The following is a 26092-nucleotide window of genomic DNA, read 5'->3' as shown; positions in this document are numbered from 1 at the left end:
TCCGGGTAGAGGGCGCGCGCGGAGGTGTTCACGCGCACGGTCGGACCGGGGAGCTTGTGGCCCGCGGCGTAGAGGACCGCGTTCACGATCGGGTACATGAAGAACAGCGTGGTCAGCACCAGCAGGGTCGCGATCGGCAGGCGGTTGCGAGTCACGAAGCGAGCGAAGCGCAGGGTCGCCGTCTCGCGGATGTGATGCTGCGGGATCTCAGCCATGGGCGGGCCTCTCCTTGGTCCTCGGTCTGCGCTCGAATCTCAGGCGGAGGGTGACTCGAGCCGGAACGGTGTCAGCGAGCAAAGCGCGCGCAGGCCGCCCAGAGTGCCTCCTCCCTCGCACTGCCGGCCGCCCGAACGCGGCCGCATCCTACCATGCCCTGAGGGGCCTTCGTTCGCCTTCGGCTCACTGCGCGCGGCCACCTGTGAGCGCGTGGGCACCCGACCCACGCTCAGCCGCTTGGGGCCTCGCAGAGGGCGGCCTTCGCTCGGCCTGTCCTGGTCAGAACTTGCCGGCGAGTTGCCGGATCAGCGGCGTACGAGCTCGGTGGCGCTGAAGAAGTAGGCGATCTCGCTGCGGGCGTTCTCGGCGGAGTCGGAGCCGTGGACCGCGTTCTGCTCGATGTTGGTCGCGAACTTCTTGCGCAGCGTGCCGGCGTCGGCCTTCGCGGGGTCGGTCGCGCCCATCAGCTTGCGGTAGCGCGCGACCGCGTCGTCGCCCTCGAGAACGGACACGACGACGGGACCGGACGTCATGAACTTCACCAGGTCCTTGAAGAACGGCCGCTCGCGGTGGACCGCGTAGAAGCCCTCGGCCCGGGCCGGGTCGAGCTGGAGCATCTTGGTCGCCACGATCGTCAGGCCCGAGGCCTCGATCTGGTCGAGAATCGCGCCGAGCTTGCGCCCGCGCACCGCGTCCGGCTTCACGATCGACAGGGTCCGTTCCATCTGGGCGCGGGAGATTAGCTGCGCCGATGACTCCGGCCAGTCCTCGGGCGCGTCGAGGTCGCGGCCGCGCTCGGCCGGCAGTGACACGAGGCGCACGCGCTCGGGGTGGCGGGCCAGCACCGCGCGGCCGCCGTCGCGCCCGCGCAGCGCGAGCAGCTCGGGGAAGAGCGCGCGCGGAAAGAGCGCCGGCGAGCCGGGCTCGCCTGCGTAGGCCGCGCGCACCAGCGCGCCCGGCTCGGCGCGCGCCGCGGCGAGCAGGCGCTCGAAGTCTTCGGCCGCCAGGAACGGCTGGTCGGCGAGCGCGATCAGGATCGCCCCCGAGTCACTCGCCGCGGCGCGCACGGCGGCGCGCACGGAGGCGGCCCGGCCTTCCTCGGGGTCTTCGGCGGAGAGAGCGGCGACGCCGAGGCGCTCGGCCAGTGCGCGCCCGGACTCGTCACCGGGCGCGAGCACGAGTGACACGCGCGCCGCGCTGGTGGCGCGCAGCGCGGTCACCACGCGCTCGGCGATCGGCACGCCGTCGAGCGGCAGCAGGTGCTTCGCGCCGCCCATGCGCCGGCCGCGGCCCGCCGCGAGCACGAACGCTTCGATCGCGAGAGCGCCGGTGAGCGGCGTGGGCACCCTACCCACGCCTAGTCGCGGCGCAGCCCTACGAGGCGCAGCAGGGTGCGCCACACGAGCTGCAGGAACGAGCGCCCGGGCGGCGCCGCCAGCTTCACGTCGGCGGCCTCGGGCCGCCAGCTCTCGAACGCCTGGAAGAACTGGCCCGCCATCTCGCGAGTCACTCCCGAGAGCATGCGCTGGCCCAGGCGCGCGATCTGTCCGCCGATCTGCACCTCGGCCACGTAGTGGACCGAGCTGCCCTTCTCGCCGGGCGAGACCTCGAGCGTGACTTCGCCGTCGACGAAGCCGACCGCCCCCTTGCCCTGCAGGCGCAGACGCAGGCGATCGTTCGGCTGGCGCTCGAGCACCTCGAGCGTGCCCTCGAAGCGGCCGGTGATCGCGGGCAGCTTCACTTCCAGGACCGCGTCGTAGTGGTCGGGGTCGCGCGCGTCGAGCTTCTCGAGCCCGGGCGTGCAGGCTTTCAGCGCGCGCGGGTCGTTCAGCCCCGCCCAGGCCTCGGCCGGGGTGCGGCCGACTTGCTCCGTGCCCTCGAATCTCACGCCGCGGCCCGCTGCGCGGCGGCCGCCAGCGCGCGAGCGGCATACACACCCACCAGGTGGGCGCGGAACTCGGCCGAGGCGTGGATGTCCTCGGTCGGGTCGGCCTCCTCGATGCGCGCGCACAGCCGCTTCAGCGTGGCCTCGTCGGGTGACTCGCCGGCCAGCTTCTTCTCCAGCGCCGCCGCGCGGAACGGCACCGGGTTCACGCCGGTGACTCCCAGCGCGGCGCGCTCGATGCGGCCGCGCCGGTCGAGCGTGACTGCGGCCGCCACGCCCACCACCGCGAAGCCCGACGCCGCCTGGCGCAGCTTGCGGTAGGCCGTGCCGGTGCGCGAGCGCTCGATCTTGAGCCGCACCTCGGTCAGCACCTCGTCGCGGCGCACGGCCGACTGCAGCATGCCGGTGAAGAAATGACTCGCCGCTATCGTACGCTCGCCCTTCGCGCCCGCGACCGTCGCCTCGCCGTCGAAGGCCAGGAACACCGCCGGCCAGTCGGCGGCGGGGTCCGCGTGCACGAGGCTCCCGCCGATCGTGCCGCGGTTGCGCACCTGCACGTCGCCGATCGCCGCGGCGGCCTCGGCCACGCCGTGCAGGGCGGCGAGCTCGCGGCTGGCCGCGAGCGCCGCGTGAGTCGCGCGCCCGCCGATCGCAAGCAGGCCGCGCTTCTCCGCCACCGCCTCGAGGTCGGGCAGCCGGCCCAGGTCGACCAGCGCCGCGGGCGTCTGCAGGCGGTGCTTCAGCGCGGGAATCAGGCTCATGCCGCCACCCAGCGCCTTGGCGTCCGGGTTGCGCGCCAGGAGGTCCAGGGCCTCGCGCAGGCTGCGCGGCGCGAAATACTCGAAGTCCTGCGGGATCATTTCGCCGCCCCCTGCAGCGCCGCCCACACGCGCGGCGGCGTGAGCGGCATGTCGATGTGAGTGACGCCCGCGGGCGCCAGCGCGTCGAGCACCGCGGACACGACGCAGGGTGTGGCCCCGATCGTGCCCAGCTCGCCGATGCCCTTCGCGCCCAGCGGGTTCAAGTGAGTCGGCGTGCAGGTCGAGTCGAGCTCGATGCGCGGGAACATGTGCGCCTTGGGCATGGCGTAGTCCATGAGCGTGGCGGTGAGCAGCTGCCCGCTCTCGTCGTAGCGGACCTCCTCGCACAGCGCCTGGCCCAGGCCCTGCACGATCCCGCCGAGTCTCTGGCCCTCGGCCAGGAGCGGGTTCACGATCTTGCCCGCGTCGTCGACCGCCACGTAGCGCAGGAGAGTCACTTCGCCGGTTTCGCGGTCGACCTCGACCTCGCACAGGTGCGCGCCGAACGGGAAGGTGGTGCCGGTGGGCTCGAAGCGCGCCACGGCTTCGAGGCCGGGCTCCTCGCCGGGCACGGGCACGTTCCACAGGTGCGCAGCTTCGGCGACCTGGCGGAAGGTGAGCTTGCGCTCGCCGCCCGCCACGCGGAACGCCTCGCCGTCGAACGTGACTTGCTCGGGCTTGGCGTCGAGCAGGTGCGCGGCGATGCGCGCCGCCTTGGCCTTCACCTTCTCGAGCGCCATGTGCACGGCGGTGCCGCCGACCACGAGGCCGCGGCTGCCGAAGGTGCCGACGCCGTGAGTCACCACGTCGGTGTCGCCGTGCAGCACCTCGACGTCGGTCACCTCCACGCCGAAGGCGTCGGCCGCCATCTGCGCGAAGGCCGTCTCCTGGCCCTGGCCGTGCGGCGACGCGCCGGTCGTGATGGTCACGTTGCCGGTCGGCTCCACGCGCACCATGCCGGACTCCCAGCTGCCCGTGCGCTGGATCGGCGAGGCCGCGGTGCTGGGCCCCAGGCCGCAGATCTCGGTGAACGTGGCCACGCCGATGCCACGCAGCTTGCCCTGCGCGCGCGCCTGATCGCGCTGTGACTTGGCCCGAGCGTAGTCGAAACGCGCCAGCGCCTTGTCGAGCGTGGCCTCGTAGTCACCCGAGTCGTACACGGCGCCGCCCGCGGTGGTGAACGGGAAGGCGTTCTTGGGAATGAAGTTCCGGCGCCGCACGTCGGCGGGGTCGAGGCCGGTCGCGGCGGCGATCGCGTCCATGATCCGCTCGACCGCGTAGGCCGCCTCGGGCCGGCCCGCGCCGCGGTACGCGTCGGTCGCCATGGTGTTCGTGTACAGACACACGACCTCGACCGAGAGACCCTTCAGCCTGTAACAGCCCGGCATCATCAGCGGCGTGAAGGTCGCGATCGCGGGACCGAAGAACGACGGGTACGCGCCCACGTCGGACAGCACGCGCCCGCGCAGCGCGACCAGCTCGCCGTCCTTCTTGTAGGCGGCCTCGAGCTCGTGGTACTGCGCGCGTCCGTGCGTGGTGTTGGCCAGGTTCTCGGTGCGCGTCTCGGCCCACTTGATCGGGCGCCGCAGCTGGCGCGAGATCCAGGGCAGGAGACACTCCTCGGGATAGACCGGGATCTTGCAGCCGAAGCCGCCGCCGACCTCGGGCGCCACCACGCGGATGCGCACCTCCGACAGGCTGAGACACTGCGCGACCGCCTGCTTCACCAGGTGCGGCACCTGCGTGGAGGTCCACATCGTGAGTCGCTGCGGGCCCTCGTCCCAGTGTGCCAGCACCGCGCGCGGCTCCATCGAGACCGGCGCGACCTTCTGGTTCACGAGCTCGAGCCGCAGCACGCCGTCGGCCGCCTGGAACAGCTTGTCCACGGCGGCCGCGTTCTCGGGGTTCTGCGGCACCGCCAGCGCCACGTTGTCGGCGTGGTCGGCGTAGACCTTGCCGCGCGCCGGATCGAGCGCGCCGCGCAGGTCGACCACCGCGCGTGAGGGCGCGATGTCGACGGTGACGTCGAGCGCGGCGTCTCGAGCCACGTAGCGGTCCTCGGCGATCACCACCGCGACCGGCTGGCCCACGTAGCGCACGAAGCCGTCGGCGAGCAGCGGGTGCTCGGCGTCGCGCCCGGGCTCGGGGCGCGCGACGCACGGCGTGCGCGCGACCTTGCCGCGCAGGTCGTCGAAGGTGTAGGCGGCAATCACTCCCTTGCGCGCGCGCGCCTTCGACAGGTCGATCTTCTGGATCTTGCCCGCGGCGTAGTCACTGCGCACGAAGGCCGCGTGCAGCATGCCGTGCAGCTTGATGTCGTCGGTGTAGGTCGCGAGCCCGCGAATCAGTCGCGGGTCCTCGCGCCGCTTGATGCGCTCGCCGACGGAGACGGGGCGGACCGGCATGTCAGCGCCCTCCCCGCTCGAGCCGCGCCGCGTGCTGCACGGCGTTCACGATCTGCTGGTAGCCGGTGCAGCGGCAGATGTTGCCCTCGATGGCGTGGCGGATCTCGGCGTCGCTCGGGTTCGGGTTCTCCTTCAGGAACGCCGAGGTGGTCATGATCATGCCCGGCGTGCAGTAGCCGCACTGGAGCCCGTGCTCCTCCCAGAAGCCGATCTGCACCGGGTGCAGGTGCTCGGCGTCCTTGGCCAGGCCCTCGACCGTGGTGACTCGCCGGCCGTCGGCCTGCACCGCGAACAGCGTGCAGCTCTTCACCGCGCGGCCGTCGAGGTGCACCGTGCACGCGCCGCAGATCGTGGTCTCGCAGCCGATGTGGGTGCCCGTGAGCCCGAGTGTCTCGCGCAGGAAATGCACGAGCAGGAGTCGCGGCGCGACGTCGCGCTCGTAGACCTGACCGTTGACTTCGACCGATATCTTCACGCCGTGATCTCCCCGACGAGCTCCGGGACCTTGCGCTGCACCTCGTCCGGCACGCGGAAGGTCGTCATCTGTGACAGCACCGCGAGATCCCCCCGTTCGACGCGCGCGCGTCCCGAAAGCAGCGCGCGCCCCCGCAACAGCTTCACCGCCTTCACCAGAAAGCTCCGGTCGGTGAGCAGCGAGTTGGTCTCGTCGCAATCATAGTCGACCACCAGCCGCCGCAAGAACTCGATCAGCCGGTCCTTCTCTCCGGCGGGGACCTCGATCCGGGCGAGCTCCGCCCACGCGGCGGCGAGCTCGGCGCGCGACAGCACCGGCTCGGGCTCGGGCTGCTCCTGTACGGCGCCGTCGGCGAAGCGGTCCACGAGCTCGCGCGCCTGCGCGCGCTCGCCCGACTGGATCAGCCCCGACACGCGCAGCTGGAGCGCGAACCGGTCGAGGTTCGCGGGGTCGAGCGGCTCGTTGTAGTACTCGTCGCGCAGCGGATTGCTGGTGGCGATGGCGGTGACCAGCGGAATGGCGCGCTCGCCGAACTTCCGCTCGTTCAGGATGCGCAGCAAGACGTTCAGCGCCTCGCCGGGCGCGCGCGAGATGTCGTCGAGCACGCACACGTCGGCGGTCAGCATGCCGCCGGGCTCGATCGCCTGGTGGATGCGCTCGCCCGCGGCGCCCTCGAGCGGCCGGCGCTCGAGCACCACGTCGCCCACCAACTCCGCAAGCCGCGTGTCGCGGTGCATCTGGTAGAAGAAGAAGCCGAGCCCCGCGCCGCGCGCCGCGAGCTCCGCCATGCGCGTCTTCGCCGAGCCGGGCGGACCTTCGAGATAGATGTGCTCGCGGCACACCAGCGCGAGCAAGAGCGCGTCCTTCGCCTCGTCGTGACCCACGACGTGGCGGTCGAGCAGAGCGCGCAGGCGGGACAGACCCGAGTGATTCAAGCTCTCTCCCGCAGAGTGACTCGCCCGCCGGCGCCCGGCCGCGCCTCGAAGCGCAGCCCGCCCGTCTCACGCGAGATGTCGTCGAGCACCGCCGGACATTCCCCCAGACCGAGGAAGACGGTGTGTACCTTAACCCCGAGCTGGCGGGCCAGCGCGCGCTCGCTGCGCACGTTCGGGTCGCCCAGCACCGGCACGCCGTCGGACAGGAGCACCACGTGGCGCTCGCGGCCGGCGCAGCCGCGCAGCTCGCCCAGCGCGGTGCGCAGCGGCGCCTCGTAGTTCGTGCGGCCTTCCGCGCGCGCGCGCCGGGCGAGCGCGAGTGCGCGCCGGTAGCGCCGGTGGAAGAAGGCGCCGTCCTGCGCGAAGCGCTCGGCCTCGTGGTTGAACTCGACGTAGCCCAGGCGCATGCGCCGTCGCGCCGCCACGCGCACGATGCCCGCCACCACCTGCCCGGCCGAGCGCGCGAGCTGGCCCTCCATCGAGGCCGAGACGTCGCGCAGCAGCGCGAGCGCGCCGCCGGCGTTGCGGCGACGGCGCCGGAACACGCGTGCGCCGCCGGGCTGGCGGCCCTCGGTCCACAACAGGGCGTCGACCGGGTCGGCGTCGAGCAGCTCGTCGAGCCGGCGCATGCGGCGGAAGCTGCGCGGCGAGCCGCCCGCGTCGTCGCCGCGCAGCACGGCGCCGCGCTCGAGCCGGCCGCGCAGCGCCTGCAGGAGTGACTCCACCTCGGCCGCCTCCTCGCCGCCGCGCGTGCCGGCCACGGGCGCCACGCTCGCGAGCGAGACGTTGCGCGCCTCGAGTGACTCGACCGGGACCGCGCCGCGCGCGGCGCCGCCGGGCCCGGGCGCGAGGCCGCTCTGGTCGGACGCCGCCGCGGGCCGCGCGCCCGGAACGGCCGCCTCGACGCGCTCGCCGGCGAGGATCGCCGCTTCGAGGATCGCGCCGATGTCGGCCTCGAGCGCCTCGGGCACGCGCCGCGCGAGCATGAAGCGCAGCGCGCGCACGTCCTCGGGAGTGACCCGGTCCGCCCCGCGCACCAGCGCGTGTGCGCGCAGCACGGCGGGCGCGGCGCGCGCGAACGCGCGGTCGCTGAGCAGCGCGGGCTCTGCGCCCGAAGCGGCCACGAGTCTCTCGACCGCGCGCAGCAAGGCCGCGCGCGCGGCCGGCTCGATCGCGAGCGCGGCGGCGCGGCGCTGCAGCGCGTGGCGGGTGTCTCGGTCGAGCGCGGGGGCTGCGCCGGCGGCGAGCTCGCGATCGAGTGCGGCACGCGCCAGCGCGAAGCGCTTGCCGACGACCAGGCCGTGCAGCCGCACCTGGATCGCGAAGCGGTCGAGCTGCACGGGCTCGAGCGGGTCGGCGTAGGCCTCGAGGTCCGGCGTCCCGACCGTGGCCACCGCGCACTCGAGCGGCAGCGCCTGGCCCGAGAGCCGGCGCTCGGCGAGCACCCGGAGCAAGAGCCCGAGCGCCTCGCCGGGCGCGCGCGACAGGTCGTCGAGCACGAGCAGCTCGGCCCGGGCGGCCGGGCCCAGCGCGAGCTCGAGCGAGATCCGCTCGGCCCCGCCGATCGCTTCGCGGCGCAGCCGGGTCTCGCCCAGGAGCTCGGCGGCGCTGGCATCGCGGTGGAAGGCCAGCTCCGCGGTGCGTGCGCCGGCGGCCTGGCCGAGCGCGCGCGCCAGCGCCGACTTCCCGCAGCCCGGCGGACCCTCCAGCACGGCGTGCTCGCGCGCCACCAGCGCCAGAACCAGGCCGGTCACCGCGTCCTCCTGGCCGTGCACGACCGCTTCCAGGCTGGCGCACAGGCGTTCGATCTCGGGAAGGGCCATGGCAGGCCCAGTGTGGGCCCGCTCGGCTTGCATCCGCAAAGCGGGCCCGGTATCGTTCCACCCGTCCGACCGGTCGGTCGGGGCTATTTTGCCCCGAGGAGCGACGCAGTGGCAGACGAGGCACGGGACGAGGAGCGCGAGGCCGAGTCGCCGTCGACCCGCGGCAAGATCCTCGACACCGCCGAGTCACTCTTCGCGCGCTTCGGCTTCGCCGGCGTGGGCATGCGCGCGGTCGCCGACAGCGTGGGGGTCTCGAAGTCGGCCCTGTTCCACCACTTCGAGACCAAGCGCGCGCTGTGGGCCGCGGTGCTCGAGCGCAGCATGCTCGAGTTCGACGCGCGGCTGGCCGCAGCGGGCTCCACGGGCGGCGCGCTCGAGACCCTGCGCCTCTGGATCGAGGCGATCATCGACTCACTGGTCGAGAACCCGTCGCGCGCGCCGCTGCTCTTGCGCTCGCTGTTCGAGGTCGAGGACGAAGAGCCCGTCGACGCCGCGGCACGCGCGGTGCTCGAGCGCGTGCTGGGCCGCGTGGCGGCCGGCCTGGAGGCCGGGATCGCCTCGGGCGAGCTGCGCCGGGTCTCGGTGCCGCACACGCTGCAGAGCCTGATCGGACTCACGGTGTTCCATTTCGCGAGTGGTGACTTCGGCGAGGACCTCCTCGGCGCGCCGCTCTACTCCGCCGCCGAGATCCGGCGCCGGAAGGACCACGTCATCTCGTTCATGGAGCGCGCGCTGCGCGCCGAAAACGACTAGGAGGCCCGCGGTGGAAAAGTTCATGCAGGAGTACCGGCGCAATCTCGGCAACTTCGAGCTCGTCGACTTCCCCGACGAGTCGGCCGTGGCGAAGATCCGCGAGAAGATCGACGTGCCGACGCCCATGGCCGTGCGCTGGAACGACTGGGAGTACGGCAGCGAGGTCGCCGAGCTGCGGGCGCTGTACGAGAAGGGCAAGGCGAACCAGTGGAACGCCTCGCAGGACGTCGACTGGTCCATCCCGCTGTCCAACGACGAGTTCATCGCCGATCCCACGCAGTCGCTCTTGGGCAACGTGACCAAGCTCATGGGCAAGGACGAGGCGACCCAGAAGGCCGCCCTGTTCGACGAGATCAACTGGGTGCTGTCACAGCTCCTGCACGGGGAGCAGGCCGCCCTGCAGATCTGCGGCCAGCTCACCAACCTGTGTCCGACCACCGACGAGAAGTTCTACGCCGCCAACCAGGTGTACGACGAGGCGCGGCACACCGAGGTGTTCGCGCGGCTCCTGGCCGAGAAGATGGGCACGATCTACCCGATCAGCCCGAACCTGAAGGTGCTGCTCGACGAGCTGCTGTCGGTCGAGGGCTACACCATGAAGTGTCTGGGCATGCAGACGCTGTTCGAGGGCACCGCGGTCGGCATCATGGACCAGTTCCGCGCCAACTCGCGCAACGCGCTGATCACCGACGTGATCCGCCGCGTCGAGCAGGACGAGTCACGCCACGCGGCCTTCGGCGTGCTCACCATGCGCCGCGTGGTCAAGCGCGCGAGCCAGGCCGAGAAGCAGCACATGGAGGACTGGGCCTACAACGTGCTCGAGGCGCTGAACGCGAACCAGCAGATGGACATGCTGCGCGTGCTCGGCCCCAAGTACGGCATCGAGCCCGACGCCGTGGTCGGCATGGCCATGGCGACCCCGGAGTGGCAGCAGTTCAACAGCCAGCCGTTCATGCACACCGTCGTGCCCAACCTGCAGCGCCTGGGACTGATCACCGAGCGCACCGAGTCACAGTGGCTCGAGCGGGGCATGATGGTCGAGTCACGAACCGCGGAGCTGCCGCTGCGCGCCTGAGTCCCGCTCGAGCTCCGCGAGTCAGTTGGCGCGGAAGCGGGAGGTTTCCGGACCGAGCGCGAGCGCGCCGGCCTGGTCGGGGTGGATGGCCTTGGCGCGCGCGAACAGGTCGTCCTCGGACTCGGCGTTGTTCGGGTCGGGCACGCAGCAGTCGACCGGGCAGACCTCGGCGCACTGCTCTTTCGCGTGGAAGCCGACGCACTCCGTGCACAGCCGCGGATTGATGACGAACGTCTCCTCGCCCTCGCTGATGGCCTCGTTCGGGCACTCCGGCTCGCAGACGCCGCAGTTGATGCATTCCTCGGTGATCATGGTGGACATGGACGACTCCCGGTCTGTGACGGTTAGTGAGTGAGGGCGACTTCGCGGTTGCCCCCGCGAATCCGGCCCTGGAGCAGAAGCTCGTTGGCGCGCGCCAGGCGGAACTCGAGCTCGCCGTCGTCGCGCGACGGCTCGAGCTCGAGGTTGGTCGCCAGCAGCTGGCGCCCCAGGCGCACCAGGTCGCGCAGCTGGGCGGCGCGCACCCGGTCGAGCCGCCCGCCGGCCAGCTTCTTCAGGTTCGAGACGGCCAGGTGCACGTCGCGCACCTCGCCCCGCCCGTCGCACAGCGGGCAGACGCGCGCGAGCGCCTCGCGCAGCACCTGCTCCACGAACTGGCTCTGGTTGGGCAGCTGGCGCAGCGCCGCGGAGAGCTCCGGATCGATCCGGAACGTGACGCGCTGCTTGGCTCGGCTCCTGTGCGACATCTGTACAGCAAATTGCTGTACACCTGCCGATCCGTCAATATGAATCCGAGAAGAAAAGCGGAAGCACGGGCGGCGGGAGGAATCCTGCATATACTGTCGAGCCGCGATTCCCTTCTGCCGGAGGCCTATCCTGGAATCGGACAACGAGCAGCCCGGCGAGCCGACGGGGCAACCCCGGCGACCGAGGCGCCGCCGCCGCCGACGCCGCGGAAACAGACACTTCTCCGCCGGCGACCCCGGAGCGCCCGCGAACGCGAATGGCGCGCTGGGGAGCGACTCGCTTCCCGCGGGCGGAGCGCCGGCCTCCGACCCGGGCTCGGAGGCAAACGCGGCCGCACCGGACCAGGCCCCACGCTTCGACCGCCCGCGCCGCCGGCGCCGCCGGCGTCGAGGTCACTGGAGCCAGAACGGGGGCGGCGCCGACCACGGGCGCGCCGAGCCGGCCCTGCGCGGTGCGGAGCCCTTCGAGTCCGATCCCGACGGCGAGCCGGGCGAGCGCGACGCCGATCCAGGCCCGCAGGACGACGACCTCCACTGGGACGCCGAGCCCGAAGGCGACGACGCCGGCTTCGACGCGCCGAGTGACTCGCAGGCCGCCTCGGCCGACCCCCAGGCCGCGCAGGGCGGCGAGCCGTGGCGCGACCGGCCGCGGCGGCGGCGCCGCCGCAGGCGTGGCGGCGGAGGCGGCGGCCCCGTTCCCGACGAGCGCCTGCGCCAGATGCTCGACCTGCTGCGGCGCGAGTTCGGGCTGCGGCACTTCCGGCCCGGCCAGGAAGAGGTCATCCGCGCGGTGCTCGACGGCCGCGACGCGCTGGCCGTCATGCCGACCGGCGGCGGCAAGTCACTCACCTACCAGCTCCCCAGCCTGCTGCTGCCCGGACTCACGGTCGTCGTCTCACCCCTGATCGCGCTGATTCGCGACCAGTTCGAGAAGCTGCGCGCGCAGGGCATCGAGACGGTGCGCGTGGACAGCTCGCTCACGGGCACCGAGAAGGAAGAAGCCCTGCAGCTGCTCGAGGAAGGCAGCCAGAAGATCGCGCTGATCACCCCCGAGGGAGCGACCGGCGCGGCCTTCAAGAAGCGCATCGCCGACCAGAAGGTGTCGCTGCTCGTGATCGACGAGGCGCACTGCGTCTCGGAGTGGGGTCACGACTTCCGCCCGTCCTATCTCGCGCTCGGCGCGCTGGCCGACGACCTGGGCCGGCCGACCGTGCTGGCGCTGACTGCGACCGCGCCGCCGCTGGTGCGCGACGAGATCGTGAAGCGCCTCGGCCTGCGCGAGCCCGCGGTCGTGGTGCGCCCGGTCGCGCGCCCGAACCTGCGCTTCGAAGTGAAGCACTGCATGACCGAGGACGTGAAGCGCCGGGAGCTCGTGCAGTATCTGCGCCGCCTGCGCCGGCCCGGCATCGTGTACTGCTCGACCGTGAAAGACGTGGAGGAGCTGGGCGCGCTGTGCAAGATCGCGCGCATCCCGGCCGAGATCTATCACGGGCGACTCACCAAGGCCGAGCGCGACCACGCGCACAAGCGCTTCATGTCGTCGGGCAAGCGCATCGTGATGATCGCGACCAGCGCCTTCGGCCTGGGCGTCGACAAGCCCGACATCCGCTACGTGCTGCACTACCAGGTGCCGGGCTCGCTCGAGGCCTACGTGCAGGAGGCCGGCCGCGCGGGCCGCGACGGCCTGCCCGCGCGCTGCATCCTGCTCTGGGACCCGCGCGACATCGACGTGCAGCGGCACTTCCTGTCGGAAGGCCCGACGACCCGTTCGCAGATCAAGAAGGTCGTCGAGGGCCTGTCGGCCTGGACCCAGGACGGGCGCGCGGTCGAGGCCTCGACGCTGGCCATGGCGACCGAGGTCGGTGTGACGCGCACCAAGGCGATCCTCGAAGGCCTGCGCGATGCTTCGCTCGTGACCGAGACCGACGGGGCATTCTCGCTCTCGCGCGAGATCGACGTGAACGAGGCCGTGAAGCTGCTCTCGCGCCGCAACGAGGAGCGCAAGACCACCGACCGCCGCCGGCTCGAGAGCATCATCCACTACGCGAACAACACCGACGAGTGTCGGATGATGCACATCCGGCGCTACTTCGAGGACGGCGAGCCCACGCCCTGCGGTCACTGCGACATCTGCGAGCCGAAGCTGCGCCGGCGGCGCCGCCGCTCGAAGGGGCGCGGCGGGCGTCCGATGGATTCCGGCCGCGACGAGGACGAGTGAGCTTCGAGCGCGAGGCGCGGGTGGCGTGCGAGGCCGCCCAGGCCGGCGGTGAAGTGGTGGCGCGCCACGCGCGGGCGCTGGTGCGCGAAGCGCGCGAGAAGTCACACGACAACCCTGTGACCGCCGCCGACCTCGAGGCCAACACGGCCATCTGCGAGCGACTGCAGGCGGCGTTTCCGGACGACGCGCTGCTCTCCGAGGAGACTTCCGATCGCCTCGACCGCCTGGCACGGGAGCGCGTGTGGATCGTCGACCCGCTCGACGGCACCAAGGAGTTCGTCGAGGGCGTGCCGCAGTACGCGGTCTCGATCGCGCTGGCCGTGCGCGGCCGGCCCGTCGCCGGCTGCGTGTACGACCCGTCGACGGGCGAGTCGTTCTGGGCCGCGGCCGGCGCCGGCGCGCGCCTGGGCGCGACACCGATCGGTGTATCGCGCGAGCGCTCGCTCGCCAAGGCGGTCGTGCTCTCGAGCCGCACCGAGATGAAGCGCGGCCAGGTCGAGCCGTTCCGGCCGTGGGTCGCCCGGCTCGAGCCGGTGGGCTCGGTCGCGCTGAAGCTGGCCTGGATCGCCGCGGGCCGCGCCGACCTGTGGGTCTCGGCCGCGCCCAAGAGCGAGTGGGACGTGTGCGCGGGCGACTTGCTCGTGCGCGAGGCGGGGGGAGTTTTCCGCGAGCTCGAGCGCGGCGAGCGGACCTACAACCAGAGCGACGTGCTCCTGCAGCCGCTCATGGCCGCGGGGCCGGAAGAGCTGGTGCGCGAGTTCGCGAGGCGCGCGTGCCCGGCCTGAGACACCCGATGCTGCGCATCGCGCCAGTCTCCGACGAGCTCTACGCGGTCTCCGAGCTCTTGGTGCCCGAGCTGTCGCAGAAGCGCATCTGGCTGTTCGACCTCGAGGCGACGGGCCTCGACACGACGAAGGAACGCGTGACTCAGATCGCCGGCTGCATGTTCGAAGGCGGCCAGATCCGCGAGGAGACCGCGTTCACCACGCTGGTCTGGCCCGGCGAGGGCATCGAGATCCCGAAGATCGTGCAGGAGCTGACCGGGATCACGCTCGAACGCCTGCACGGCGCGCCCGAGTTCCCCGAAGCCTGGCGCAGTCACCTCGCGGCCGCACGCGGCGCCGACTTCTGGCTCGGCCAGAGCGTGTTCGAGTTCGACGTGCCGTTGCTCGAGGCCGAGTTCGTGCGCCACCGCATGCCGCAAGAGCTGCCGGCGACGCTCGACTCGGTGGTGCTCGCGACCTGGCTGCTCGGTCCGCCCGAGGAGCGCTGGAGCACTTCGAAGCTGCTCGCGCGCTTCCAGGTCGACACCGTCGGCCTGCGCCGCCACGACGCGCTCGACGACGTGAAGATCCTGGGCCGCCTGCTCCAGCCGATGCTGCGGCTCGCGGGCGAGACTCACGGCGACCGCGTCGAGATACCGGCCAGTCAGCCGCTCGAGATTAAACGTCACCCACCTGTCAAGTCTTGAGCGACTAGCTCCCGAACGCCGTGATAGATCTGGTGGGCGATGCGCCCGCTTCTCTGGCCCGCACTGCTCCTCGCGTGCCTGCTCCTGCCTGGTGCGCCGCAGCGCGCACCTGGCGTGCGCACTCCCCGATTCGACGACGGGCTCGTGACGCGCGCGCGCCAGGCCATCGCCGAGAGTGAGTACGAAGCGCGCGCCAGCGCGCGCGGGCTGCAGGCGCCGAACCGCGCGAACGGCCTGCGAACCTACTTCGCGCCCGATGGCGTCTCGGTGCGCGAGCGCGGCAATCCCGACGCGCCGCCACTGCTCGACCTGTCACTCTGCGGTGTGGGACGCGGCGGACAGCTCGCGCAGGTCGGGGCGGGCGAAATGACTCACGATGGCGCGCGCGTCGAAATCGCCCGTTCGGGCCTCGCCGAGTGGTACGTGAACTCTCCCGCCGGCCTCGAGCAGGGCTTCGTCGTCGAGAAGCGCCCCGAAGGCGACGGTCCGCTCGTGCTCGAGCTCCACTTCGCGAATGCGAAGGCGACCACGCAGAGTGATGGCGAGCTGCTGTTTCAGGCTGCAAACGGCCACACGCTGCACTTGGGCGCGCTGCGCGCGAAGGACGCGGAGAGCCGAGCCCTCGATGCCCGTTTCGAGCTCGCCGGCGGTGACCGCTTGCGCGTCGTCGTCGTTGACTCCGGCGCGAGCTATCCCGTGACCGTCGATCCGCTCCTGTCGAGCACGTTCGACACGACCCTGCAGACCAGCGAAGACACCGGGTTCTTCGCGAGGAGACTGGCGGTGGGAGACCTGAACGGTGACGGCTATGCCGACGTGGTGATCGGCGATCCGATCTACGACGTGAGTGAAATTGCGGAAGGCGCCGCGTTCGTGTTCAACGGCGGCCCTTCCGGGATCGCGAACGGCGGTCCAGCCACCGCCAACGCCGTGCTCCGCGGCTTGAATCCGACCACAGAACTCGGCTTTTTTGTCACGACGTGCGATCTCAACGGCGATGGCTACGCCGACGTCGCCGTCACCGCTCTGGACAACACGGTCTCGCCCACCTTGTCGCAGGTCCTCGTCTTTCCGGGTGGCGCCCTCGGTGTCCAGAACGGGAATCCGGGCACCGCGCAGTCCGTGGTCCAGAGCTCCGTGGGCATAGGGAAGACTGCGTGTGCAGGCGACGTGAACGGGGACGGGTACGAAGACCTGATCTTGAGCACGTCGGAAAGCGGAGTCGGCAACGCCTACGTGTTCCAGGGCGGGCCCTCCGGCATCCCGAGCGGATCGCTCTCCGGCGCGGTGACACACCTGACCGGCGCCAGCCCCGACTTCGGCGCGACCTCGAGCGCCGGGGACGTGAACGGGGACGGCTACGACGATGTGATCGTCGGGGCGGACGACGTGTCCTCGTTCGCGGGGGCCGCTTACATCTTCGAAGGGAGCGCGAGTGGAATCGCGAGCGGCCCGGCCTCGAGCGCAGCGACGCTTCTCTCGGGAAGTAGTGCGAACCTCAAGCTCGGCTTGTCAGTCGCGAGCGCAGGCGACGTGAACGGCGACGGCTACGCAGACGTCATCGTGGGCAGTGCGAACGGAGCCTTCGTGTTCGAGGGGGGACCGTCGGGGATCGCGAGCGGAGGATCGAGCTCTGCCGCCACCACGCTCCAGGGAAACCCCGCCGATGCTTTCGGAGTTGCCGTCGGCGCGGGCGATGTGAACGGCGACGGGTACTCGGACGTCGTGGTCGGTGGGAATGCGTTCTCGATGCTCGGCGGCGAAGGCGCGTTCTGGGTCTTCCTCGGTGGGCCGTCGGGTGTCGCATCGCACGCGCCGCAGAATTTCTTCGCCTATGCACAGTTGGTCGGCACGGTGCGAGGGGAACGACTCGGGACAGCAGTCGCGACGGGGGACGTGAACGGTGATGGCTACGCGGACGTGATCTCTGGCGGGCCGAGCGTTGTCCGGGGCCAGGCTCTTGGCCAGGCCGTCATCTCGCTCGGCGGGGCCGGGGGCCTCGTGAACGGCGGCATCTCGGTCGCGAGCTCAACGATCTTGTCCGGCCAAGCCGGCGCGCAGCTCGGCTACCAGGTGGTCGACGCAGGTGACCTGAACGGCGACGGCTTCGACGACATCGCGGTGGGTGCGCCCTACTACGACATGGGCGACCCCAACGAGGGCATCGTGCTCGTGTTCAACGGCTCCGGGACCGGTCTGCCTGCAGCGCTCGGCCCCTCCAGCGCGAACGCGGTCATCCGCGGCAACCAGGTCGGCCTCCTCTTGGGAGGCGCGATCGCGGCGGCGGGCGACGTGAACGGCGACGGCTACGGCGACCTGCTCCTCGGGGCATCGGGTGTCGGGGCTTCGAGCCCGGGCTCCGGCGGCGAGGCGCTTCTGTATCTCGGCAGCGCGACGGGGGTTCCGGCAGCCGCCTCGCCTGCGAATGCCTCGGCGGAGATCACCTCCGACCTCACCGGAGCAGGCCTCGGCTTCGCGGTCGCGGGAATCGGCGACGTGAATGGCGACGGCTTCTCGGACATCGCCATCAGCGCCCCCTTGTACGACAGCGCGAACAGCGGCGGTGCGGTGTTCGTGTTCGAGGGCAGCCTTGCCGGGATCGGGAGCGGCTCGACGGCGACCGCCAGCGCCAAGCTCGTGGGCGGCCAGCCAGGCATCCTCTTCGGAAGCTCGATCGCGGGCGCGGGGGACGTCAACGGCGATGGCTTCAGCGATCTCACCGTCGGCTCGGCGTTCTACTCCGACCCAGAGACTGATGAGGGTGCGGTGCTCGTCTTCCATGGCTCCGCAACGGGCATCTCGAGCGGCTCACTCGCGAGCGCCAACACGAAGATCGAATCGAACGTGACGGGTGTGCTGCTCGGACAGGACGCACTCGCCAGCGCGGGAGATTTCAATGGGGACGGCTACGACGACCTTTTGATCGGCAGCACCACCTGGGTGGGTCCCGGCTCGAACAAGGGCGAGGTCTTCCTCTATCGCGGGGGGGCGAGCGGCATTCCGAGCGGCTCGCTGGCGAACGCCGACGCGACCTTCCAAGGAGCGGACTCTGGGGCAGGTCTGGGCGGCGCAGCCTCCAACATCGGCGACGTGAACAGCGACGGCTTCCCCGACCTCGCGTTCGGCGCGGTCGGAGAGCCTCCAGGCAGCCCGGAGGGAGCCGTCTATGTCCTGCTCGGGAACCACCCCTTCGCGCCGAGCTGGACGATGCTCTCTGGCGTCACCGCCGGGCCCCCGAACAAGGGGCCGTTGTTCGGGTTCTCGGTCGCGGGTGTGGACGCGAACGGGGACGGCTATTCCGACCTGCTCGTCGGCGCGCCCACCATCCTGGTTGGCGCGGGAAGCCCGGGCGCGGCCTACCTTTTCTACGGGAACCAGCTCGACCCGGGCCGCGCGGTGCGCCTGCGCCAGCGGCGCGCGGACACTGCGAGCGCCCAGCTTGCACCGCTCGGCCGCGCGGTGACGAATGGCTTCAGCGCCGAGGTGACTGCGTGGGGTCCGAACGGCCGTGGCCGCGTCGCCGCGACCTTCCAGGCCTGCCCGAGGGGCACGCCGTTCGGCGGGGTGAGCTGCACCTCGCTGACCACTCCCTATTCAGCGGTCACTGCGAGCCCGCCGACGGCCCTGCTCACGACCACGTTCTCGGGGCTCGCCGCGAACACACTCTACCACTGGCGCGCGCGCCTGCTCTACGCAGACGCCACCGGAGTCACTCCTGCGTTCCCGTCGCACGGCCCATGGCACACGCCCGGCGCTCGCGCCGCGCTCGAAGACGTCCGCACCGGCGCCGACACCGACGGCGACGGCGTGCCCGACGCCGTCGACAATTGCCCGCTCGTCCAGAACCCCGGTCAGCAGGACACGGGCGGCCTGGGTGCCGGCAGCCCGCCCGACAAGATCGGCGACGCCTGTCAGTGCGGCAGCGTGGCCGGCGACGGCCACGTCGATGCGAGCGACGTGGCCGCGTACCGGGCTGCGCTCGCGAACCCGAGCGGCGCGCCACTCACTCCGGCCGCCCAGACGCGCTGCCGCCTGTTGGGCCGGACCGGCGGCTGTGACGTCCGGCAAGTCACTGCCCTCCGCCGCGCGATCGCCTCGCCTTCGCTCGCGCCCATTCAGTCCGGGCCGGCGGCACAGTTCTGTGTCGCGGCGCTGGGCTCCTAGGCGGCGAGCCGGCTCGCGACCTGATAGGTCACGAAGCTCGCGGTCCAGGCGAGCGCGAGCATGTAGCCAAACGCGAGCGCGGGCCAGCGCCAGCTCCCGGTCTCGCGCGCCATGACGACCACGGTCGACGTGCACTGCAGCGCGAACACGAAGAACACGCAGAGGGCGAGCGCGACCGGCAGCCCGAACACGTGCCGGCCGCTGCGCGGGTCGACGTCGGAGCGCAGCGCGTCGCGCAGGCCGTTGAAGTCGTCCTTGCTCGCGACCGCGTAGGTCTGTGCGAGCGTGGCGACGATCACCTCGCGCGCGGCGAGGCTCGCGATCAGACCGACGCCGATCTTCCAGTCGAAGCCTAGGGGCGCGATCGCCGGCTCGATCGCGTGGCCGAGCCGCGCCGCGGCGCTCGCCTCGAGGTTCGCGCGCGCGGTCTCGGCCTCGCTGCGCGCCGGGTCGGGGGCCGCGCGCGGGAACGAGAGCAGGCCCCAGAGCACGATCGACGTCGCCAGGATCATCGTGCCGGCGCGCTTCAGGAAGGCGCGCGCGCTGTGCCACACCTGCTTGCCGAGGACCCGCGCCGTGGGCCAGCGGTAGGGCGGGAGCTCCATGTAGAACACCGACGGCTTGCCGCGCAGCAGGGTCGAGGAGAGCAGCGCGGCGGAGCCGAGCGCCGTCGCCACCCCGAGCGCGTACAGCCCGAACATCACCAGCCCCTGCAGGCCCACGACGCCGAACAGCGCCGTGCGCGGCACGAACGCGGCGATGAGCAGCGTGTACACGGGCAAGCGCGCCGAGCAGGTCATGAACGGAGACACCAGGATCGTGGCGAGTCTCTCGCGCGGTGACTGGATGGTGCGCGCGGCCATGATGCCCGGCACGGCGCAGGCGTAGCACGAGAGCAGCGGCACGAAGCTCCGGCCCTGCAGGCCGACCCAGCCCATGACCCGGTCGACCACGAACGCCGCGCGCGCCATGTAGCCCACGTCCTGCAGCAGGTGGATGAACGTGAACAGGATCACGATCTGCGGCAGGAACACGAGCACCGCGCCCACGCCCGAGATCACGCCGTCGGAGAGCAGGTCGGTGACCCAGCTCGCGGGCAGGTGGTCGCGTGCCGCGCGCGCGAGCGCTCCGAAGGCCGCGTCGATCCCGTCCATCGCCGGCACCGCCCACGAGAAGATGCTCTGGAAGAGCAGGAGCATGACCAGGCCGAAGACCGCGACGCCGACCACCGGGTGCAGCAGCGCGCGGTCGATGCGGTCGCTGCGCGAGTCGGGCTGCAAGTCACTCGCGCCGATCTGCTCGCACACGTCGTCGACCCAGGCGAAGCGCGACTCGACGTCGTCGGCGGGCGGCAGCGCGTTCGGCCGCGACCAGCGCCACGGCTCCTGCAGGATGCGGAACAGCGGGTCCATGCCGACGCCGCGGTGACCCACCACGCCGAGCACGGGGATGCCGAGCAGGTGAGACAGCTTCGCCGGCTCGAGCTTGCCGCCGCGCGCGCGCACCTCGTCGATCATGGTGAGCACGAGCGCCGTGGGGCGCCCGCGCTTCAAGAGCTCGCGCACCAGGCCGAGCCCACGCCGTAGCGTGGTCGCGTCGACCACCGCCACGATGCCGTCGAGCTCGGGCTCCCCCGCGAGCCGGCCCGCGAGCACCTTCTCGACGATCTGCTCGTCGGGTGTCTCGCCGACCACGCTGTAGGTGCCGGGCAGGTCGAGCACGCGCACCGCGCGCTCGGAGTTGCGGAGCCTGCCCTCGCGGCGCTCCACGGTGACTCCCGGGTAGTTGCCGACGCGCGCGCTCGAGCCGGTGAGCGCGTTGAAGAGTGTGGTCTTGCCGGCGTTGGGCGCGCCGACCAGCGCGACCCGCACGGGGCGATCGACGAGCTCTACGGCGGCAGTCATCGAGGAGTGACTCTGATGTCGACCATCTGCTCGGCGCGCAGGCACAGCCGGTAGCCGCGGATCTCGAGCTCGATCGGGTCGCCGAACGGCGCGCGGCGCACGATCGCGAGCTCGGTGCCGGGCACGAAGCCCAGGTCGCCCAGGCGCCTCGAAATGGCGCGCCCGGGCGGGGGCGCCACGATCCGCGCCGGCACCCCGACCGGAAGCGAGACGAGGGGAATGGCCTCGTCCGCCGACTCGTCGCTCGCGTAGCCTTGCACGCCGCGCATCGGCCGCCCCGTTCGATTTTGATAACCGATATCAATATCGGCGAAACGGCCGGGAAAATCCAGCGCGCCTAGACCGGGGCCGCCTGCACGCGGATCGGCACGGACTTGTACGCGGGCGTGCGGCTGCGCGCGGCGTAGGAGCCGACGGGCACCAGCGCGTTGGCTTCCGGGAAGTAGGTGGCCGCGCAGCCGAGCGGCAGGTCGTAGGGCAGCACGCGGAAGCCGGACAGGCTGCGCGTCTCGCCGCGCCAGTGACTCGTGAGCACGACCGCCTGGCCGGCCTCGAGCCCCGCGCGCGCGATCTCGTCGGGGTGCAGCAGCACCACGCGCCGCTGGCCGTGGATCTCGCGGTAGCGGTCGTCGTCGCCGTAGATCGTGGTGTTGAACTGGTCGTGACTGCGGATGGTCGTCATCCACAGCTGGCCCTCGGGCAGCGACGCGTCGGGCGGCTCCTGGACGGTGAAGTGCGCGCGGCCGGTCGCCGTGCGGAAGGCGCGGCGCCCGGCGTGACTCGGCAGCACGAACCCGCCGCCCTCGCGCACGCGGCGGTTCATGTCCTCGAAGCCGGGGATCACGCGCGCGATGCGCTCGCGCACCCGGTCGTAGTCGGCGGCGAGCGACGACCAGGGAATGCCTGCGTCGCCCAGCACGGCGCGCGCCAGCCCCGCCACGATCGCGGGCTCGCTGCGCAGCCCCGGCCCCGCGGGCTCGAGCCGGCCCTGCGAGCGGTGCACCGAGCGCATCGAGTCCTCGACGGTCACGAACTGGTCGACACCGTTCTGTGTATCGCGCTCGGTGCGGCCCAGCGCAGGCAGGATCAGCGCCTCGCGGCCGTGCACCAGGTGCGAGCGGTTGAGCGTGGTCGACACGTGCACGGTGAGCTCGGCGCGGCGCAGCGCCTCGTGCGTGAACGGGGTGTCGGGCGTGGCCGTGGCGAAGTTCCCGCCCAGCCCGATGAACACGCGCGCGCGGCCCGCGTGCAGCGCCTGGATCGTGGCCACCGCGTCGAGCCCGTGCTTGGCGGGCGGCTCGAAGCCGAACTCCGCGCCCAGCCGGGCCAGGAACTCGGGCGCGGGCCGCTCCCAGATGCCCATCGTGCGGTCGCCCTGCACGTTGCTGTGGCCGCGCACCGGGCACGGGCCCGCACCCGGCCGGCCGATGTTGCCGCGCAGGAGCAAGAGGTTCACGAGCTCCTGCACGTTGGCCACGCCGTGCTCGTGTTGGGTGAGTCCCATCGCCCAGCAGGCGATCACCGCCCGCGAGCGCGCATACAGCTCGGCCACCTCGCGCATGGCCGCGCGAGTCACACCGGAGTTGCGCTCGAGCTCCTCGAACGAGCGGCCCGCGAGCGCGCGGCGCCAGGCGTCGAAGCCCTGGGTGTGGGTCGCGATGAAGTCGCGGTCGAGCACCGTGCGCGGCGCGGCGTCCTCGAGCTCGAGCACGCACTTCGAGACGCCCTGCAGGAGCGCCACGTCGCCGCCCACGCGCACTTGCACGAACAGGTCCGCGAGCGCGGTGCCGAAGCCGAGCAGCCCGCGCAGCTCCTGCGGATTGGCGAAGGCGGTGACTCCCCGCTCGCGCAGCGGGTTGATGCTCACGATCGCACAGCCCCGGCGTTTGGCGGCCTGCAGCACCGTGAGCATGCGCGGGTGGTTCGAGCCGGGGTTCTGGCCCAGCACGAAGATGGCGTCGCAGAGCGCGAAGTCGTCGAGCCCGACCGTGCCCTTGCCTTCGCCGATCACTTCGGTGAGTCCCGTGCCGCTCGACTCGTGACACATGTTCGAGCAGTCGGGCAGGTTGTTGGTGCCGAACGCGCGCGCGAACAGCTGCCACAGGAAGGCGGCCTCGTTGCTGGTGCGACCCGAGGTGTAGAACACCGCCTCGTCGGGCGATTCCAGCGCGTGCAGGTGCGCGGCGATGGCGGCGAAGGCCTCGTCCCAGCCGATGGGCGCGTAGTGACTCGCGCCCGGCGCCAGCCGCATGGGCTCGGTGAGCCGGCCCTGCGCCTCGAGCCACACGTCTTCCTGCGCGGCCAGCTCGGCGACCGAGAAGCGCGCGAACAGCTCGCGCGTGACACGCGCAGGTCGCGCCTCGTGCGCGACCGCCTTCGCGCCGTTCTCGCAGAATTCGATGCGGTGGCGGGGCGTCTGCTCGGGCCAGGCGCAGCCCGGGCAGTCGAAGCCCTCGACCTGGTTCAAGCGCGAGAGCAGCGACAGCGCGCGCCCCACGCCCAGCTCGCGCACCTGCTCGAGCGTGGAGAGCAGCGCGGCGGGGCCGGCCGCGGCGGAGCGCTTGCGGCGGGGCGAGTCAGCCATTCCGGGATGCTACGATCCCGCCCCGCATGAGCCAAGCGCAGCCGCCCAAGCCCGGTCCGCTCGCCGGGGCGCTGGTCGTCGACCTGACTCGCGTGCTCGCGGGGCCGTACTGCACGCTGGTGCTCTGCGAGCTCGGCGCGCGAGTCATCAAGGTCGAGCGCCCCGGGCTCGGCGACGAGGCTCGCGAGGTCGGGCCGCACATCCGCGGCAAGTCGGCGTACTTCATGTCGCTGAACCGCGGCAAGGAGAGCATCGCGCTCGACCTCGGCGTGGCGGCCGACCGCGCGATCTTCGAGCGCCTGCTCGCGCGCGCCGACGTGGTGGCCGAGAACTACCGGCCGGGCGTGCTCGCCAAGCACGGCTTCGGCTGGGAGTCACTGCACGCGCGCTGGCCGCGGCTCGTGCTGGCGTCGATCTCGGGCTTCGGGCAGACGGGCCCCTACGCGCACCGGCCGGCGTTCGACATGGTCGTGCAGGCGATGGGCGGAGTGATGAGTCTCACGGGTCACCCGGGCGGCCCGCCCACGCGGGTGGGCACGTCGATCGGCGACATCACCGCGGGTCTGTTCGGCGCGATCGGCGTGCTGGCGGCGCTCACGGAGCGCGCGACGACCGGGCTCGGCCGGCGCGTCGACGTGGCCATGCTCGACTCACAGGTGGCGATCCTCGAGAACGCCATCGCGCGCTATGCCGCGACCGGCCAGGTGCCGGGGCCGCTGGGCGCGAGACACCCGTCGATCGCGCCGTTCGCGGCCTTCCAGACCGCGGACAAGCCGATCGTGATCGCCGCCGGCCACGATCCGGTGTACCGCAGCCTGTGCAGCGTGCTGGGCGCGCCGGAGCTCGTCGCCGACCCGCGCTTCGCGACGATCGCCGACCGCGTGAGCAACGCCGACGTGCTCGGAGCCGAGATCGAGAAGCGGCTCGCGGCGCGCAGCGCCGCGGAGTGGCTCGCGCTCCTGGAGAAGGCCCACGTGCCCTGCGGACCGATCAACGACGTGGCCGCGGTGCTCGCCGACCCGCAGGTGCGCGCACGCCACATGATCGTGACCGCCGAGGACCCGATCGCCGGGCCGCTGCAGATGCCCGGCTTCCCGGTGAAGCTCGACGGCGCGATCGAGAATGACACGCGCCCGCCGGCACCGGAGCTCGACGCCGACCGCGCCAAGATCCTTCTGGAGTTCTGCTCCTGATCGACTTCGTTCGCCTGCGGCTCACTGCGCGCGGCTGACGCCGCTTGCGCGCCTCGCTCAGGGCGGCCTTCGCTCGGCTAGACTAGAGCCCCGCGACGATCGCGATCGTCGCGATCGTGCCCGCGAGCGCGAGCGCGTAGCTCAGATACGCCGCGACCGGCGCCAGCGCGTGGCCGCCCAGGTCGAGGATCAGGTGGCGCAGGTGGTGCGCGCAGTGCCAGATCACCAGCGAGATCACGGCCGCGAGGAAGACCCGCCCGACCGGGTTTGCGGCGAGTCCGTGCACGCGCTCCCAGGCGAAGCCGTGACCGAACGCGCCGAGCGGCCCCAGGATCAAGATTCCCGCGACCAGCGCCGGCAGGAAGAACACGGCGGTGAAGCCGCCCGCGCCGAACAGGATCCACCACAGCGGCTCGAGCTTATGGATGAGCTTCACAGCAACAGCCCTCCGAAGATCGCGAACAGGATCAGCCACAGCGGGAACGAGCCGAGCAGCGGCGAGACACCGAGCACCGGCATCGGCAGCGGCGGCTTCGGAATCGGCCCGATGCGCCCGGCGGCGATCTTGCGGCCCACCCACGCGAAGCGGATCACGAAATACAACGTGAACCCCAGCACGACCGTCGACAGCGCCAGGTTGTGCGGCTTGGCCATCTCGGCGAGATACTCGTTCCACGCGGCCTCGCCCTTGCCCAGCGCGTGCAACGCCTCGAGCAGCCCCACGCAGCCCAGGCCCATGAAGACGCTCGTCGCCGCGAACAGCACGTAGTTGCGGTAGCGGTAGAACCCGACCGGGAAGCCCGCCGGCGGGCGCGCCGGCGCGGTCGGTGTCTTGGGCGCTGCGGCCGTGTGGGCGCTCACGTGAAGCTCCGCTTGGGCATGACCTTCACCCACTCCAGGAAGTCGGTGAGCTTGGCCTGCTGGATCGCCATCGCCGGGTCGACGTGCTTGGGGCAGACCTGGCTGCACTCGTTGGCGAACGAGCAGGCGTACACGCCGTCGTGTGAGTCGAGCACCGGGAAGCGCTCGGCGTTGCCCTCGTCGCGCGAGTCGAGGTTGTAGCGGTGCGCGAGCGCGATCGCGGCGGGACCGACGAACTCGGGCTCGTTCGCCAGCACCGGACACGCGGCGTAACACAGCGCGCAGTTGATGCACATGGAGAACTGCTTGAATTCCTCGAGCTGCGCCGGCGACTGGAGATACTCGCCCTGCGCGACGTCCTTCTCGATCTTGCGGATGATCCAGGGCTTCACGCTGCGGATCTTCTCGACGAAGCCGTCGAGCTCCACCACCAGGTCGCGCACGATCGGGAAGTTGGACAGCGGCTCGACGCGGATCGTGCCGTGGTAGTTGCGCACGAACGCGGCGCAGGTCAGCACGGGCCGGCCGTTCACCAGCATGCCGCAGCTGCCGCACACGCCCATGCGGCACGACCAGCGGTGGGA

At 71.8% G+C, this 26092-nt stretch carries 24 protein-coding genes and 1 pseudogene; 7 read left to right on the top strand and 18 right to left on the bottom strand.

Features of this window, described 5'->3' with window-relative positions; translation table 11 throughout:
* The 9 genes and pseudogenes from VMR86_02040 to VMR86_02000 all read right to left on the bottom strand — a co-directional run.
* On the bottom strand, positions 1-215 hold a 215-nt coding region (locus VMR86_02040; GenBank protein ID HTO05811.1), incomplete at its 3' end, for a hypothetical protein.
* A 306-nt stretch (positions 216-521) separates the two neighbouring features.
* A complete protein-coding gene (gene ndk, locus VMR86_02035; protein HTO05810.1) occupies positions 522-941 on the bottom strand; it encodes a nucleoside-diphosphate kinase in 420 nt (139 codons plus the stop codon).
* A gap of 111 nt (positions 942-1052) precedes the next feature.
* A pseudogene (locus VMR86_02030) lies at positions 1053-1520 on the bottom strand (nucleotidyltransferase family protein).
* 53 nt (positions 1521-1573) lie between these two features.
* A complete protein-coding gene (locus VMR86_02025) occupies positions 1574-2104 on the bottom strand; it encodes a carbon monoxide dehydrogenase subunit G (protein ID HTO05809.1) in 531 nt (176 codons plus the stop codon).
* Complete coding sequence (locus VMR86_02020; GenBank protein HTO05808.1) at positions 2101-2961, bottom strand: FAD binding domain-containing protein; 861 nt, start codon at positions 2959-2961, stop codon at positions 2101-2103. The genes VMR86_02025 and VMR86_02020 overlap by 4 nt, the downstream gene beginning before the upstream one ends.
* Entirely contained in the window at positions 2958-5306 is a 2349-nt protein-coding gene (locus VMR86_02015; GenBank protein ID HTO05807.1) for a xanthine dehydrogenase family protein molybdopterin-binding subunit, read from the bottom strand. Before VMR86_02015 ends, VMR86_02020 begins: the two co-directional genes overlap by 4 nt.
* Position 5307: 1 nt before the next feature.
* Complete coding sequence (locus VMR86_02010) at positions 5308-5781, bottom strand: (2Fe-2S)-binding protein (GenBank protein HTO05806.1); 474 nt, start codon at positions 5779-5781, stop codon at positions 5308-5310.
* Entirely contained in the window at positions 5778-6716 is a 939-nt protein-coding gene (locus VMR86_02005) for a MoxR family ATPase (protein HTO05805.1), read from the bottom strand. Before VMR86_02005 ends, VMR86_02010 begins: the two co-directional genes overlap by 4 nt.
* Positions 6713-8539, bottom strand: a complete 1827-nt coding sequence (locus VMR86_02000; protein ID HTO05804.1) for an AAA family ATPase — start codon at positions 8537-8539, stop codon at positions 6713-6715. Before VMR86_02000 ends, VMR86_02005 begins: the two co-directional genes overlap by 4 nt.
* Before the next feature lie 108 nt (positions 8540-8647).
* Here VMR86_02000 and VMR86_01995 point away from each other — a divergent pair, with 108 nt between their 5' ends.
* Both VMR86_01995 and VMR86_01990 read left to right on the top strand, forming a co-directional pair.
* The gene (locus tag VMR86_01995; GenBank protein ID HTO05803.1) at positions 8648-9292 is read left to right on the top strand and encodes a TetR/AcrR family transcriptional regulator; all 645 of its coding nucleotides are present in this window, start codon (positions 8648-8650) and stop codon (positions 9290-9292) included.
* Positions 9293-9302: 10 nt separating this feature from the next.
* Positions 9303-10367 (top strand): ferritin-like domain-containing protein, encoded by a 1065-nt coding sequence (locus VMR86_01990; protein ID HTO05802.1) that lies wholly within the window; start codon positions 9303-9305, stop codon positions 10365-10367.
* A 21-nt stretch (positions 10368-10388) separates the two neighbouring features.
* Here the strand turns inward: VMR86_01990 and VMR86_01985 are convergent, their stop codons facing one another.
* Both VMR86_01985 and VMR86_01980 read right to left on the bottom strand, forming a co-directional pair.
* Positions 10389-10688 carry a YfhL family 4Fe-4S dicluster ferredoxin gene (locus VMR86_01985; protein ID HTO05801.1) on the bottom strand — a complete coding sequence of 100 codons (300 nt, stop codon included), beginning with the start codon at positions 10686-10688 and terminating at the stop codon, positions 10389-10391.
* Between the two features lie 23 nt (positions 10689-10711).
* Positions 10712-11113: a hypothetical protein gene (locus tag VMR86_01980; GenBank protein HTO05800.1), complete on the bottom strand. Its 402-nt coding sequence runs from the start codon at positions 11111-11113 to the stop codon at positions 10712-10714.
* Positions 11114-11831: 718 nt separating this feature from the next.
* Between VMR86_01980 and VMR86_01975 the strand changes: the two genes are divergently transcribed.
* Genes VMR86_01975 through VMR86_01965 form a run of 3 tightly spaced genes read left to right on the top strand, consistent with a single transcriptional unit; the run spans position 11832 to position 14802 of the window.
* On the top strand, positions 11832-13331 hold the full coding sequence (locus VMR86_01975; GenBank protein ID HTO05799.1) for an ATP-dependent DNA helicase RecQ: 1500 nt from the start codon (positions 11832-11834) through the stop codon (positions 13329-13331).
* Positions 13328-14116: a 3'(2'),5'-bisphosphate nucleotidase CysQ gene (locus VMR86_01970; GenBank protein HTO05798.1), complete on the top strand. Its 789-nt coding sequence runs from the start codon at positions 13328-13330 to the stop codon at positions 14114-14116. Before VMR86_01975 ends, VMR86_01970 begins: the two co-directional genes overlap by 4 nt.
* Positions 14104-14802: a 3'-5' exonuclease gene (locus VMR86_01965; protein HTO05797.1), complete on the top strand. Its 699-nt coding sequence runs from the start codon at positions 14104-14106 to the stop codon at positions 14800-14802. Before VMR86_01970 ends, VMR86_01965 begins: the two co-directional genes overlap by 13 nt.
* A 312-nt stretch (positions 14803-15114) precedes the next feature.
* On the opposite strand, the gene VMR86_01960 is transcribed toward VMR86_01965, so the two are convergent.
* On the bottom strand, positions 15115-15309 hold the full coding sequence (locus VMR86_01960) for a hypothetical protein (GenBank protein ID HTO05796.1): 195 nt from the start codon (positions 15307-15309) through the stop codon (positions 15115-15117).
* Between VMR86_01960 and VMR86_01955 the strand changes: the two genes are divergently transcribed.
* Positions 15295-18966 carry an FG-GAP-like repeat-containing protein gene (locus VMR86_01955; GenBank protein ID HTO05795.1) on the top strand — a complete coding sequence of 1224 codons (3672 nt, stop codon included), beginning with the start codon at positions 15295-15297 and terminating at the stop codon, positions 18964-18966. The genes VMR86_01960 and VMR86_01955 overlap by 15 nt on opposite strands.
* On the opposite strand, the gene VMR86_01950 is transcribed toward VMR86_01955, so the two are convergent.
* From VMR86_01950 to VMR86_01940, 3 genes are all read right to left on the bottom strand, one after another.
* The gene (locus VMR86_01950) at positions 18963-20870 is read right to left on the bottom strand and encodes a ferrous iron transporter B (GenBank protein HTO05794.1); all 1908 of its coding nucleotides are present in this window, start codon (positions 20868-20870) and stop codon (positions 18963-18965) included. The two genes, VMR86_01955 and VMR86_01950, sit on opposite strands and share 4 nt — an antisense overlap.
* Positions 20867-21139, bottom strand: coding sequence for a FeoA family protein (locus VMR86_01945; GenBank protein ID HTO05793.1), 273 nt, complete (start codon positions 21137-21139; stop codon positions 20867-20869). Before VMR86_01945 ends, VMR86_01950 begins: the two co-directional genes overlap by 4 nt.
* Before the next feature lie 68 nt (positions 21140-21207).
* Complete coding sequence (locus tag VMR86_01940; GenBank protein ID HTO05792.1) at positions 21208-23454, bottom strand: FdhF/YdeP family oxidoreductase; 2247 nt, start codon at positions 23452-23454, stop codon at positions 21208-21210.
* A gap of 26 nt (positions 23455-23480) precedes the next feature.
* On the opposite strand from VMR86_01940, the gene VMR86_01935 reads away from it, so the two are divergent.
* A complete protein-coding gene (locus VMR86_01935) occupies positions 23481-24647 on the top strand; it encodes a CoA transferase (GenBank protein HTO05791.1) in 1167 nt (388 codons plus the stop codon).
* An 82-nt stretch (positions 24648-24729) separates the two neighbouring features.
* Here the strand turns inward: VMR86_01935 and frdD are convergent, their stop codons facing one another.
* The 3 genes from frdD to VMR86_01920 form a co-directional block, all read right to left on the bottom strand.
* Positions 24730-25083, bottom strand: coding sequence for a fumarate reductase subunit FrdD (frdD, locus tag VMR86_01930; GenBank protein ID HTO05790.1), 354 nt, complete (start codon positions 25081-25083; stop codon positions 24730-24732).
* Positions 25080-25508, bottom strand: a complete 429-nt coding sequence (locus VMR86_01925) for a hypothetical protein (protein HTO05789.1) — start codon at positions 25506-25508, stop codon at positions 25080-25082. The genes frdD and VMR86_01925 overlap by 4 nt, the downstream gene beginning before the upstream one ends.
* Positions 25505-26092, bottom strand: a 588-nt coding sequence (locus VMR86_01920) for a 2Fe-2S iron-sulfur cluster-binding protein (protein HTO05788.1), incomplete at its 5' end; no start/stop codon positions are given. The genes VMR86_01925 and VMR86_01920, both read right to left, overlap by 4 nt.

The organism is Myxococcota bacterium (assembly GCA_035498015.1).
Lineage (GTDB): Bacteria > Myxococcota_A > UBA9160 > SZUA-336 > SZUA-336 > VGRW01.
The sequence above is the reverse complement of the archived record's forward strand: the minus strand, read 5'-3'. Positions and strand labels throughout refer to the sequence as shown.